The sequence below is a fragment of the Desulfitobacterium elongatum genome, assembly GCF_055378975.1.
In genome coordinates, this window is the sequence record NZ_AP038772.1 from 1,943,935 (window position 1) to 1,957,332 (window position 13,398).

Here is a 13,398-nt window from a genome sequence, read left to right on the forward strand (position 1 = left end):
GATGCGTAGGCGGAAGCGGGAAGATCGAAACATGCCGCTCATGGAGCATATTCATGCATTGCGCAAAGTTTTCTTGTTCGCAGCGTATGGAATCGCTCTTGGAACGATTATCGGCTGGATCTATAGTGACCAGGTATTCGGGTTTCTTGCTCAACCCGCAGTAAATCTTGAAAGGGTTGACTTTATCACGACAACTCCGATGGAACCCGCCATGGTGAAACTGAAGGTTTCGCTGTATGTCGGTATTGTTATCGCGCTCCCCATTATTTTATGGCAGTTATGGAGCTTCATCCTACCAGCCCTCAAGCAAAGTGAAAGAAAGTATCTATACATGATTGTGCCCTGTTCTCTCCTTTTGTTTGTCGGTGGAGCAGCATTCGCTTTCTTGCTCGTCATTCCTATGGGGATGAAGTTCCTCCTTTTCATGGGGGGAGGAGCAGTTCAGTCCACTCCTTTTCTCACCAAATCCTCCTATTTAAGTTTCATCCTAACCTTTCTCCTGACCTTTGGCTTAGTGTTTCAATTACCGGTCGTACTACTTCTATTAATTCGGATGGGGCTTCTCTCGCCTAAGACTTTAGCTAAAAAACGCAAATGGGCGTTTTTCGGGATTGTTGTTATCGCGATGATTGTCTCTCCAACCCCAGATTTAATGACCCAGGGACTTATGGTAGGCCCCATGTATTTATTGTATGAAATGAGTATTTGGCTCGGCTATTTAGTGGCACGGAACAGAGAGAAAGCTTTGCAACAGTAGGGGGGGAATAAAATGAGCTTTTCTGAACTCATCATATTAATGGTCATTGCCTTGATTTTATTTGGTCCAGAAGACCTTCCGGATGTGGCTCGTACAGTAGGGCGTATCGTCTTCGAAGTGAAAAAGATTGCGGGCGATATGACTCGCGAATTCCAGAATGCAGTAGATACTCCTTCTAATGTTCTCGAAAAGGCTTTCGACCAGACCGTAAATAAGACCTCACCTAAGGCCGAAAATAAGGTGGAAAAAGAGGATTCTTCAGATATCCCTGAGAAGAGTGTCCAAGAGACACCCCCCTCTAAAGTAGATGATCAAGAAGAACTATTAACCTATGAAGAAGAGGATCCTCTTGCGGAGCTTCCACAAGAAATGGTTTCCTATGAAAAAAAGGGTGCAAGCAGGTGAACCAGTTTTGAAACAACTTTGGCTTTTTAACCAGATCAACTCGGACCTTCATCGGGTTGAGAAAGAACTTTATAACTTTATTAAACCAGATTTCCCTGTGTTAGAGGATTCAGCAGTTCAATTACTCGAAGCTGGAGGAAAACGTTTGCGCCCTGCCTTCACCCTTTTAGCTGGTAAATTTTACAATTACCCGATTGATAAGCTCCTTCCGGTAGCCATGGCTTTAGAGCTTATTCATATGGCAACTCTGGTTCATGACGACGTCGTTGATGATTCTATGACACGTAGGGGTCGCCCGACCGTTAAGGCGAAATGGGGTAATATTGTTTCTATAGCAACGGGAGATTACCTCTTAGCAAAAGCTCTCGAATTGCTTGCTCAGATTAACCAGCCTGAGGTATCACAGATTCTAGCAGAAGTTAGTATCGAGATGAGTCAGGGCGAAATTCAACAGATTAAGGCGTCCTATGATGTACGCCAGAACCTTAAGCAATATTACTATCGTGTCAAACGTAAGACAGCCTTGCTTATTTCTGCCAGCTGCAAATTAGGCGCTCTTGTGTCTTCAGCCCCCCGCAGGGAAGTGTGGGCACTTGGAGCTTATGGTCATTCCTTAGGGATGGCTTTTCAAATCGTGGACGATATTCTCGATGTGACGGCAGAGGCTTCTCAGCTTGGTAAGCCTGTAGGCGGAGATATCCGACAAGGTATTATGACCTTGCCGATGATTATCGCTTTAAGAGAATCAAAGGAAGCAGCACGACTTGAGGAACTTCTCATTAAATCTGAAAAGACGGAATCAGAAGTTTCTGAAGCTATTCGTTTAATTAAAGAATCAGGTGCTATCGACGAGTCCATGCGGTTTGTCGACTTGTACATCCATAAAGCTAAGGCTTATCTACAGGAACTGCCCAATGTACCCACTCGTAAAGCCTTAGTCGATTTAGCCCAATTCATTAAGGAAAGAAAATTCTAGATAGTTGACGAGAATTTAGCAATATCACATCGATCGGGGTGCAATTTAGGTGTACTCTTATCGGTGTTTTTTACTACCATCATTTTTAAGTATTATTTACACAAACTGTAACACTGAAAGCGAAGAGTTTTTTTAGAACAGTAACTTAGAGAAATATGTATAATGTGACATTTATTAGGAATGTAAAGTGTTGGATAACGGCGAATTTAAGCAATTGATGGCGTATTTGAAAGGGAATATGCTGATAACTTGTTGCAACAACCATTAAACTTAGATAGCGGCCAAAAAAAGTAGAATTTGACGAATCGGCACATTTTGATTTGCTTCATTTATATGTTATTCTTTTATCAAGCAAATAACTGCAGCGCATTTTTATTGTTTTCTTCTTTTTTTTTGCTTTTATCTATCTATATTAGCGCATTTGCAGTGATTTTTGTTTTTGCACAATGGTGAAAATTCGGGTAAGTACTAAGTCAGGTTTTTTAGAGAAAGGGGTTGTTTCATGTGTCAAAGTTCGATGTAAAATTAACTCGACGTTTAGCTTTGAAAATCGGAGCTTTAACCGCTGCAGCAGTTGCTGTTGGAGTCCCATTGGGTAGTTTTAAATCGGCTAGCGTACAAGCTGCAGGGACAGAGGCAAGTGCGCCCAAACAATTAGGCTTCATTTATGATCAAGGCAAATGTATTGGCTGTAAAAGTTGCTCATCGGCATGTAAAAAAACGAATAATTGGGAACCCGGTGCAGAATGGCGTAAAGTGCTGACAAAGACTACAGCGAATGGTCCTGTTTTCCTATCCATGAGTTGTAATCATTGTGAAGAGCCTGCCTGTGCGAAGGTTTGCCCCGTTGGCGCCTATTCCAAACGTGCCAAAGATGGAATTGTGGTGCATAATTCGAAAAAATGTGTGGGTTGTGGCTATTGCCTCTATGCCTGCCCTTATCATGCTCCACAGTTTGTTAAAGAAGGTACTGGAGCAGTTTCTAAATGCAGCTTCTGCTACCAGATTCAAGACGAAGGTGGCAAACCAGCCTGTGTATCCGCTTGCCCCACAAAGGCACTTGGATATGGCGATATGAAGGATATTAAGAAAACTCAAGGTGCTGTTGCACCGGAAATCGGCGGACTCCCTTCAGCTAGCATCACAAAACCTTCGTTAGTCATTGTACCGAAGAAAGCCTAATTTAAATAAGGAGGAGTAGACATGCATCTACATTGGGGATGGTTAATCGTTATATATCTCTTCTTAGGAGGCTTAGGCGCTGGAGCGTACCTGACTTCCTATGCCGCTGGGAAAGGCTGGTTGGGTCATTCACCTGCGCTGCAACGTGTAGGTTATTATATCTCAGGCCCTATCGTTGCTTTTGGTACTCTACTCTTAGTGTTTGACCTTGGGCAAGGTCTTAAGAAACCTTGGCTCCTTATTGGGTTGATTATGAACCCTCGGTCGGTAATGACGTGGGGTGTATATATTCTCGCAACCTTTATCGTTGTCGCCTTACTCGTAGCTTTCTTCGTGCTGAAGAAGAAGGACGCTCCTAAGATTCTTGTAAATATCGGAGCAGTTCTTGCTCTTGCTACTTGTGCTTATACAGGATTACTTGTAGCAGTCGTTAAAGCGATTCCTTTTTGGAACACTTACTTGATGCCGGTCTTATTCGTAGTCTCTGCGTTTTCCACTGGATTATCGATTACCATGCTTGTGGCTCATATCCTGGAGAAAGGCTTGGAAGCTGACGAGCAAAAAGTTACAAAAACCCATCTCTGGCTTGTTGGAACGGAGATTGTTCTTCTCACTGTTCTTCTTGGCTTGATGGCTTCTGGTTCGAATGGTCCAATCGCAGCAGAGTCTGCAAGCAAGTTGATTTCCGGGTCGTTAGCCATTTCTTTCTGGGTCATACTCGTTGGTCTAGGTCTTGTTGCGCCGCTCCTCGTTTCTATCTATGGACTAAAGAAACTCTCTCCAGCTCAAAGTGGACGGGCCCTGCAACCAGATTTAGTCGCTGCAGTAAGTGAAGGTGCTGCTACACGTGAAGGAGCACATGGCGTAACCAATGTTCTGCTGCTCAGCGATGCAGTGGTCGTTCTCGGCGGATTTGTCCTACGATATGTTGTCATCTTTGCTGCAATCCCGATTTGGAACGGAATTCTTAACTAAGTATAAAAGGAAAATTTCACTATAAGGCAAAGCTCTAGCAGATTTGAGAGACAAAATTAAGAGCTTTGCCTTTTTTCTGTAGAAAAATATAGTTAATATATGTCCAAGAGTCCCCAAGCAATTATGTTCTTTATGTGAAGGATATGTCTTTTCTATGAAATATTATGACTATTCTATGAAACCTCGCTTAAATGTATATAAAAACTCTGTAAATATAGTAAAATATGGTTAATGAAATAATCCTTTGATCATGCAGCTTTAATTTTTTGAGTGGAGGGTGTTATGAGCGGAAAGTCAGATGGGTTAGTCGAAAAAATCTGGGATGTCTTTAGTTCTATGAAAACTGGGTTGGCTCTGCTGGGAATTGTGGCGATTGTATCGGGTATTGGCACACTCATTCCCCAAGAAGCCTTAGACCCAGAGGGTGCTAAGACAGTGAGTAGCTTTTGGAAAGCCATGGGCTTTACCAACCTTTACGCCTCGGTTTGGTTTCAGGTTCTCGTAGGTCTACTCTGTATCAATCTTGTGGTTTGTAGTGTCCATCGATTTGGAGGAATTTATAAGCTAACCTTCAAGCCGAATGCCCCCAAAACGAGTGGAAATGTCCCCTCAAAGATTCAGGACAAAGTTTCTGGAAGTGATGGTGAGACATTAAAACAAGGGGTCCAGGAGGTACTTAAGGGTAAAGGCTTCAGGGTTGTCAGTACTGAACAAGACGGAAAGTGGAGCTTTATCGCTCAAAAACGCAGGTGGGGGAATTGGGGCTCATTTATCACTCACATTGCGTTTATCGTTTTAATTCTTGGAGCGCTGATTGGCTCACTCACTGGCTTTAAAGGCTACTTAATGGCGGGCGAAGGGGATACGGTTCCCATTCGAAGTATTGATGTCAGCAAGGGAAAAGTGAGTGAGAACTTTAGTGTCAAGATTAACTCGGTCGAAGATAGAATTTTAGAGAATGGGGAACGGGATAATTGGTATTCTGATTTGAGCATCCTAGATGCGGGTAAAGAAGTGGCCCGGCAGACGATTTCGGTCAATCATCCCTTATCGTATAAGGGTGTAACATTCTATCAATCGAGTTATGCACCGGGAGCAATGTTTACCGTAGACCTTAAAGGTCAGAAGATTCCTGTCGTGCTCCAGAGCCGGGGCGGAAATTATTATCAAGCTCCAGGAACGGATCTCTTCCTCATCCTCGCAGCGATGAAAACGGATCCCAAAGAGCCTGTTATACTCTATCAAGTGTTCAAAGGGAATGGGCAGCAGCCTATTAAGATGGGACAACTCACCCCAGGTCAATCCGAGAACATAGAAAATACATATACGTTAACCTTCGATAAAACCTCTGGATTCACAGGTTTACAAGTTAAGAAAGACCCAGGAGTATCCATCGTTTGGCTGGGTTGCGGGCTCTTAATGCTCGGCTTACTTCTGTCCTTCTACTGGAGACCTATTACACTCATGGGAATCCTTGAAAAGCAAAAAGAGTATGTCCTGACCTTGGGGGCTTTGTCAGGTAAACTGAGTCTGGGTATTAAGGACGAATTTGAACGAATTGTCGGCGAGCTGAAAGGAAAGCAGAACGCCAAAGAATAGCGAAAAGGAGAGGATATCATGGGTGGTTCCTTTGCAAACTGGGAAGTCACAATGTTTTACCTCATGGTTCTTACATTTCTTTCAAGTACAGTGATGTACTGGGCTTGGCTTGCGTCAAAGAAGGATATTATCGGGCATCTCGCGACTCTCTTAGCAGGAGTCGGGTTAGTGGGTAACATTTTAGCACTTGCCTTTCGTTGGATTATCACGGCCAGACCCCCTTTATCGAATGGCTATGAATTTATTCTCACCTTTTGTTTGGGAATTGTAGCGGTCTATTTGTTTGCTGAATTCCGATACAAGCTCAAGGCTTTAGGAAGTTTTGTTATGCCTATTCCTTTCATTTTGCTCGTATTCATTATCATGAAAATGGGACCGAGTGAAAGGGTTGCGGCAGCGATCCCACCTGCTCTGAAAAGCCAGTGGTTAACCTTCCACGTCTTTACTGCCATGCTAGCTTATGGAGCGTTTGCTATCTCCTTCGGGCTGGGAATTATGTATCTGCTCAAGGCGGGTTCAAATGAATCCAGCGGAAAAAACTCTAAGGAAAGTTGGATTTCGAGATTTCCAGATAAAAATGTCCTTGATGAGCTTTCCTATAAGGTTATTGGTTTCGCTTTCCCTATGCTGACACTTTGTATCGTTACTGGGGCGATTTGGGCGAACTATGCCTGGGGTACCTACTGGTCGTGGGACCCTAAAGAGACTTGGTCTCTTATCACGTGGATTATCTATGCAGCATATCTTCACGCAAGACTTATGTATGGTTGGAAAGGGAATCGAGCAGCATGGATGGCAATTCTAGGCTTTGTCGCTGTTCTCTTCACATTCTTTGGCGTAAACTACCTACTTCCTGGCTTGCATTCTTACGCTTAAGAAAGGTGGCCTGCACGTGTCACATTATTACCCTATCTATGTGGAATTACAGAATAAGCCGGTCCTCGTCGTGGGCGGGGGTATAGTAGCCTTTCGAAAAGTAAAAACCTTGCTTGAGCATGGAGCAGTTGTAAGGATTGTATCCCCAAAGGTGTTGCCTGAGCTCAAGGAGTTGGTGGATTTTGTCCGCTGCTTTTGGGAAGATAAGGAATATTCCCCTGGCGATATTCAAGATGCAACCCTCGTTTTTTCTTGTACAGAGAAAGAGGACGTTAATGCTGAAGTATCGAGAAATGCGAATGAAGCCTATCGGCTTATTAACGTTGTTGATGATCCTGAGAAGTGTACTTTTATTGTTCCTTCTATCTTGGAGCGCGGAGATTTGAACATTGCCGTTTCAACAAGCGGAAGTAGCCCTATCGTTGCTCGGCAGATTCGTGCTGATCTAGAAGAGCAATATGGAAACGAAATGAAGGAATACTTAGCCTTATTGAAGAGCTGGCGAAAACCTGTAAAGAGCCAGCTCACCACGGACCAAAAAGAAATCTTTTGGGCGAAGGCGACGAATGGAGAAGTTCTTGAATTGATTAAAAATGGAGAGCTCGATGAAGCGAAAGGGGTGATCGAGAGATGTTTCCGGTCATTGTTGGTTTAAATCACCGTACTGCACCGGTTGAAATTCGTGAAAAAGTGAGTTTCCATCCCTCAGAAATCTCTTCGGCCTTACACGAATTAAAGGCTTACCCAGCTCTCCAAGGAGTTGTTCTGCTGAATACCTGTAACCGTCTGGAGATTTATGCGGCTACAACAGAGGTCGAAGCGGGAATTAACTCGATCAAAAACTTTTTGGCGCTACATGCAAACCTTGAGGAACAGGATCTTTTTCAGTACTTATATGTTCATACCCTCTATGATTCGGTACGGCATTTGTTCCGAGTGGTTGCCGGACTTGATTCGATGATTATGGGAGAAACACAGATTCTGGGTCAGGTCTCACAGGCCTACGAAAAAGCGTGTGAGGCTGGCGTAACCAATAAAGTGATCAATGTATTTTTTCAAACGGCACTGACCGTAGGGAAACGGGTTAGGACAGAAACTCAAATCGATCAGCACCCAACCTCGATTTCCTATACCGCTGTAGAATTGGCGAGGCAAACCTTTGGAGAACTTAAGGGACGAAGTATTTTAATTCTCGGAGCAGGCGAGATGAGTGCTCTCACTGCGAAGCATCTCGTTACCAATGGAGCCTCTACCGTCATGGTCTCTAACCGCTCATATGAACGAGCAAAAGCTTTAGCGGCTGAGTTCTGTGGGAAAGCCATTCTTTTTGATGAGCTTGATGAGACCCTGGTGGAAACGGATATCCTTATTTCTGCGACAGCTGCTGCTAATTTTGTTATTATGCCTGAACGGATTGGTCAAGTGATGGAAGCACGCAAAGATCGTCCCCTCCTTCTCATTGATATAGCTGTTCCTCGGGATATTCATCCTGAAGTTGCAACGATTGAGGGGGTTAAACTCTTTGACATCGATGATTTGCGGGGTGTTGTTGATACTCACCAAAAAGCCCGGGAACAGGCTGGAGTTCAGGCGGAGAGAATCATTGAGGAAGAGATGACACAATTCTTAAAATGGCATAATTCCCTCTACGTTATTCCAACGATTGTTGCGTTACAAAGTCGGGGGGAAGAGGTTAAGAATGCTATGTTGAACAGTGCTCTCGATAAATTAGGCGATCTTAATCCCAAGCAAGAAAAAATTATTCGTTCTATGGCGAATTCCATCGTTACTCATCTACTTCATGCACCTATCACGAATTTAAAAGAAGTTGCAAATTCAAGTCAAGGACATTTATATACAGAAATTCTTCAAAATCTGTTTAACCTGGATGTGACAGGCGAGGCTTCAAGGACGATGAGAGTAGCTCATCAAGCTAGAGGCCATCATTCCAACCAGGGCTAATAGGAGGACAAAATGAGTACTATTCGTATCGGTACACGAGACAGCCTGCTCGCTCTTTGGCAGGCGGAATGGGTTAAAGCGCGCCTATCGACCATTTACCCCGAATTAGAATTTGTACTTGTTCCCATGAAAACGAAAGGAGATAAGATCCTTGATGTTCCCCTGGCTAAGATTGGGGATAAGGGACTATTTACAAAGGAATTGGAACTCGGTCTGTTGAGCAGGGAGATCGATCTTGCTGTACATAGTTTAAAGGATTTGCCGACCCTATTGCCGTCAGGGCTGGATATCGCTGCATTTTGTGAACGGGAAGAGCCAAGAGATGTCTTCCTAAGTAAAGACGGAACAAGGCTCGCGGAATTACCACCGGGCTCAATCATCGGTACAAGTAGCCTTAGGCGTAAAGCCCAACTTCAGAACTTCCGTCCCGATTTGGTGTTCGTAGATTTACGGGGAAATCTTCAGACCCGTTGGCGCAAACTTGAGGAATCGGAAATGGCTGGAATCGTTCTGGCGGCGGCTGGTGTAAAACGCCTTGGTTGGGAAGAGAGAATCACGGAGATTATCTCGGAGGATTTGATGCTTTCTGCCGTGGGACAGGGTTCCATAGCGATAGAAATCTCCTCTGAACGAGAGGATATTCGTCAATTACTTCATGAAATTAATCATTCTACGACAGAGCGTGCAGTTCTAGCTGAACGAGCGCTTCTCCGTCGCTTAGAAGGAGGGTGCCAAATTCCGATCGGAGCACTTGGAACGGTTGAAGCTGGCCAAGTTACCCTTAAGGGGATAGTGGCTTCCTTAGATGGACAGCGGATTCTTAAAGCAGAAGCCGTCGGTGGAGATCCTGAGGATTTGGGAAACCTTGTCGCAGAGAAGCTCATTGCTCAAGGTGCCTTGAAAATTCTCGAGGAGATTCGTATAAGCAATGAGGCGTAAGGACGCATGATATTCTTAGTGATAGGAGTGTTCTAATTTGGACAAAGGGTATGTTTATTTAGTGGGTGCTGGACCTGGCGACCCAAAGTTGATTACGATTAAAGGTGCAGAGTGTATTACTAAGGCTGATGTACTTGTCTATGACCGTCTCGCCTCTCGGCGGCTTTTGACCTTAGCCCGTCCGGATTGTGAATTGATTTATGTCGGAAAATCTCCAGATCGTCATACCCTGCGCCAGGAAGAAATTAACGAAGTCCTGGTGAAAAAGGGAAGCGAAGGTAAGATAGTCACTCGACTTAAAGGTGGCGACCCTTTCGTTTTCGGACGGGGTGGAGAAGAGGCAGAGGATCTACTTAAAGCTGGAATTCCTTTTGAGATTGTTCCAGGGGTAACCTCTGCGATCTCCGTGCCTGCCTATGCTGGAATTCCTGTAACGCACCGTGACTTGACCTCTTCCTTTGCGGTTATTACCGGTCACGAAGATCCAACGAAGAATAGTTCGGCTTTGGCCTGGGAGCACCTGGCTAATTCACATGGTACCCTGATCTTTTTGATGGGTATGGAGAATTTAAGTCTCATTGCCTCGAAGCTCATTGAACATGGACGTGCCCCTTCCACTCCAGTCGGGATTATTATGTGGGGGACTCGGCCTGAGCAGAGAGTCCTTGTGGGAGAGCTTCAAAATATATCGGACTTAGTGGAAAGTGAAGGGTTTGCAAATCCTTCGATTATCATCGTCGGTGAGGTTGTTAAATTACGGGAGAAGCTGCAGTGGTTTGAGAAGAGACCGTTGTTCGGACAACGCATCGTTGTGACACGCGCAAGACATCAAGCAAGCGTGCTCTCCCAGGCGATCGAGGATTTAGGGGGAGAACCTTGGGAGTTCCCAGCGATTGAAATCGCTCCACCGTCAGATTCCAGTAAACTGATTGAAGCAATCCAAAGCCTCAAGCGCTTTGAGTGGCTTGTCTTTACCAGTGTGAATGGGGTAGAGGAATTTTTTAAAGAACTACAAAACCAAGGAAAAGACATTCGGGATTTAGCCGGGATTGAGATCGTTGCCATTGGACCAGCAACGAAAGCTGCCCTGGAGAAGCGGAGTTTAAAGGTTTCCTTTGTACCTGAGGAATATCGCGCTGAGAAAATCATCGAAGGACTTGCAAGTCGAGTATTACCAGGTCAAAGTGTCTTACTTGCGAGAGCTGAAGAAGCTAGGGATATATTGCCGGAATCCTTGAAGGCTCTGGGTGCTGACGTTTGGGATGTTCCTGCTTATCGGACCGTCTTAGGAAATGCCAATAAAGAGGAGTTACGTAAGCTTTTGCGCGAAAAAGCAGTGACGGCTGTCACCTTTACGAGTTCCTCGACCGTTCGTAATTTCTTACAGCTCCTCGACGGAGATAAGGAGCTTTTAGAGGGCGTGAAGCTTTACTCCATTGGACCTATTACGAGTCAAACAGCAAAAGAATTAGGCTTAGATATTTTTAGTGAAGCCAAAAAATATACGATCGACGGACTTCTTCAAGCTTTGTTAGAGGGGGTAGGGAAATGATAAGCGTTACGAAATTACTTTTTAATACCGAGTATTTTGGCGATTCCCTACGTTATAGCGATAGTTCAAAGGGAGCAATCCATGGGACGACGAGTGGTTCAGGACCTGTAGTCGTTTGGAACTCAACGCGGACCTGTAATTTGAAGTGTGCTCATTGCTATATGGATTCTGATGCACAAAAATATCAAGGGGAATTGACCACCGAAGAGGCTAAGCGCTTTATTGATGATCTCGCTGAATTTAACGTGCCAGTCCTTCTATTCTCCGGCGGAGAACCCTTAATTCGTCCTGATTTCTTTGAGCTCGCCGAATACACAGTTTCCAAGGGGATTCGCCCTACACTGTCTACGAATGGTACGTTAATAACCCGTGAGGTTGCTCAGCGGATTAAAGATATTGGGGTCGGGTATGTCGGGATTTCCCTCGATGGTTTGCAGGATGTCAATGATAAATTCCGTGGCCGTGAAGGTGCCTTCCAAGCCGCTATGGAAGGAATTCAGAACTGCGTGGCTGTAGATCAACGTGTTGGGTTGCGTTTTACGATTAACAGCCATAACTTAGCTGAGTTAGATAATATCTTTGATTTCATCGAAGAGAAGAATATCAATCGCGTGTGTTTCTATCATTTGGTGTACTCTGGCCGTGGAAATCAGATGATTAAAGAGGATGTTACTCCTCCAGAATCACGCCAGGCGATGGAAACCATTATTCGTCGCACAATCGATTATGAAGAGCGCGGACTGAAAAAAGAAATCCTGACGGTCGACAACCACTGTGATGGGGTGTATCTCTATCTTCGTACCTTGAAGGAAGATCCAGAAAAAGCACAGTCCATTAAGGACCTGATTAGCATGAATGGTGGAAATCGCTCTGGAATCGCTTTTTCAGAAGTTGATCCTCTTGGTTATGTTCACCCAGACCAATTCACTCAGCATATTACCTTTGGCAATGTGCGTGAACGCAAATTTGGCGATATCTGGACGGATATGTCCCACCCGATTTTAGCAGGCATGAAAGATCGTAAACCGCTCCTCAAAGGGCGTTGTTCAAAATGTCAGTACTTAGACAATTGCAATGGGAATTTCCGCACGCGCGCAGAAGCCGTTACCGGTGATTTCTGGGAGTCTGATCCAGCTTGTTATTTAACAGATGAAGAAATTGGTCTTAAATAGATTATTGGGAGGGATTATTGATGGAACTGATTCGACGTCCACGAAGGCTGCGGAACGGTGAAGTCATTCGTAAGATGGTTCGGGAAAATCATGTTCGAGTTGAGGATTTGATATACCCGATGTTCGTGATGCTTGGAGAGAAGAAAAAGGTGGAAGTCTCTTCCATGCCAGGGGTTTATAATTACTCTCTTGATGAATACTTGATCGCTTTGAAAGAAGTAGTTGAATGCGGCGTCCTAGCAATTCTTCTCTTCGGTATTCCCGAGACAAAGGATGCAGTGGGAAGTGGAGCGTATCATCAGCACGGAATTGTCCAAGAGGCCGTGCGACTCGCGAAGCAACACTACCCTGAATTGTATGTCATCACAGATGTTTGTCTGTGCGAATATACCGATCACGGTCACTGCGGGATTATCCAGGAAGGGCAGGTCTTAAATGATCCGACCCTCGATCTCTTGGCTCAAACTGCAGTGTCTCATGCACAAGCGGGTGCAGATATGGTAGCTCCCTCAGATATGATGGATGGCAGAGTAGGGGCAATCCGTAAAGCACTCGATCAGGCAGGGTACACCGATGTCCCCATCATGTCCTACTCCGCAAAGTTTGCTTCAGGTTTTTACGGACCTTTCCGAGATGCTGCTGGATCTACGCCACAATTTGGAGATCGTCGATCCTATCAGATGGACCCACCCAATGGAAATGAGGCGATGATTGAAACAGCACTTGACATAGAAGAAGGTGCAGACCTCATCATTGTAAAGCCAGCTATGGTTTATGGGGATATTATGTACCGTACGAAGCAACGCTTTGGCCTGCCCGTCGCAGCTTATAATGTCAGTGGAGAGTATGCTATGGTTAAAGCTGCCGCAGCGAATGGCTGGATTGATGAAGAGCGAATCGTTATGGAGACTCTAGTAAGCATGAAACGTGCGGGGGCGGATCTTATCATTACCTACCATGCGCTAGATGTCGCTCGTTGGTTGCAGAAGTAAAAGCTGAATGA

General features: G+C 44.8%; 13 protein-coding genes. All 13 read left to right on the top strand.

The window, feature by feature from the left end; genetic code table 11:
- Window position 1: 1 nt before the first annotated feature.
- The 13 genes from tatC (at window position 2) to hemB (ending at window position 13,387) form a co-directional block, all read left to right on the top strand.
- On the top strand, window positions 2–757 hold the full coding sequence (gene tatC / locus ACZ42W_RS09230; protein ID WP_464170174.1) for a twin-arginine translocase subunit TatC: 756 nt from the start codon (window positions 2–4) through the stop codon (window positions 755–757).
- A 12-nt stretch (window positions 758–769) separates the two neighbouring features.
- Window positions 770–1,162, top strand: a complete 393-nt coding sequence (locus ACZ42W_RS09235; RefSeq protein ID WP_464170176.1) for a twin-arginine translocase TatA/TatE family subunit — start codon at window positions 770–772, stop codon at window positions 1,160–1,162.
- A gap of 7 nt (window positions 1,163–1,169) precedes the next feature.
- Complete coding sequence (locus ACZ42W_RS09240) at window positions 1,170–2,138, top strand: polyprenyl synthetase family protein (RefSeq protein ID WP_464170178.1); 969 nt, start codon at window positions 1,170–1,172, stop codon at window positions 2,136–2,138.
- Window positions 2,139–2,642: 504 nt separating this feature from the next.
- Window positions 2,643–3,320 carry a 4Fe-4S dicluster domain-containing protein gene (locus ACZ42W_RS09245; protein WP_464170180.1) on the top strand — a complete coding sequence of 226 codons (678 nt, stop codon included), beginning with the start codon at window positions 2,643–2,645 and terminating at the stop codon, window positions 3,318–3,320.
- 21 nt (window positions 3,321–3,341) lie between these two features.
- Window positions 3,342–4,295, top strand: a complete 954-nt coding sequence (nrfD, locus tag ACZ42W_RS09250) for an NrfD/PsrC family molybdoenzyme membrane anchor subunit (protein WP_464170182.1) — start codon at window positions 3,342–3,344, stop codon at window positions 4,293–4,295.
- Between the two features lie 282 nt (window positions 4,296–4,577).
- Window positions 4,578–5,894 carry a cytochrome c biogenesis protein ResB gene (gene resB / locus ACZ42W_RS09255; RefSeq protein WP_464170185.1) on the top strand — a complete coding sequence of 439 codons (1,317 nt, stop codon included), beginning with the start codon at window positions 4,578–4,580 and terminating at the stop codon, window positions 5,892–5,894.
- A gap of 18 nt (window positions 5,895–5,912) precedes the next feature.
- Window positions 5,913–6,770, top strand: coding sequence for a c-type cytochrome biogenesis protein CcsB (gene ccsB / locus ACZ42W_RS09260; RefSeq protein WP_464170187.1), 858 nt, complete (start codon window positions 5,913–5,915; stop codon window positions 6,768–6,770).
- Window positions 6,771–6,786: 16 nt separating this feature from the next.
- Window positions 6,787–7,425 (top strand): precorrin-2 dehydrogenase/sirohydrochlorin ferrochelatase family protein, encoded by a 639-nt coding sequence (locus ACZ42W_RS09265; protein ID WP_464170189.1) that lies wholly within the window; start codon window positions 6,787–6,789, stop codon window positions 7,423–7,425.
- Window positions 7,401–8,732, top strand: a complete 1,332-nt coding sequence (gene hemA, locus ACZ42W_RS09270) for a glutamyl-tRNA reductase (RefSeq protein ID WP_464170191.1) — start codon at window positions 7,401–7,403, stop codon at window positions 8,730–8,732. Before ACZ42W_RS09265 ends, hemA begins: the two co-directional genes overlap by 25 nt.
- A gap of 12 nt (window positions 8,733–8,744) precedes the next feature.
- A complete protein-coding gene (gene hemC, locus ACZ42W_RS09275; RefSeq protein ID WP_464170193.1) occupies window positions 8,745–9,671 on the top strand; it encodes a hydroxymethylbilane synthase in 927 nt (308 codons plus the stop codon).
- A 37-nt stretch (window positions 9,672–9,708) separates the two neighbouring features.
- A complete protein-coding gene (gene cobA, locus ACZ42W_RS09280) occupies window positions 9,709–11,223 on the top strand; it encodes a uroporphyrinogen-III C-methyltransferase (RefSeq protein ID WP_464170195.1) in 1,515 nt (504 codons plus the stop codon).
- Entirely contained in the window at window positions 11,220–12,395 is a 1,176-nt protein-coding gene (nirJ1, locus tag ACZ42W_RS09285; RefSeq protein ID WP_464170197.1) for a putative heme d1 biosynthesis radical SAM protein NirJ1, read from the top strand. The genes cobA and nirJ1 overlap by 4 nt, the downstream gene beginning before the upstream one ends.
- Before the next feature lie 20 nt (window positions 12,396–12,415).
- Window positions 12,416–13,387 carry a porphobilinogen synthase gene (hemB, locus tag ACZ42W_RS09290; protein WP_464170199.1) on the top strand — a complete coding sequence of 324 codons (972 nt, stop codon included), beginning with the start codon at window positions 12,416–12,418 and terminating at the stop codon, window positions 13,385–13,387.
- The last annotated feature ends 11 nt before the right edge of the window (window positions 13,388–13,398 follow it).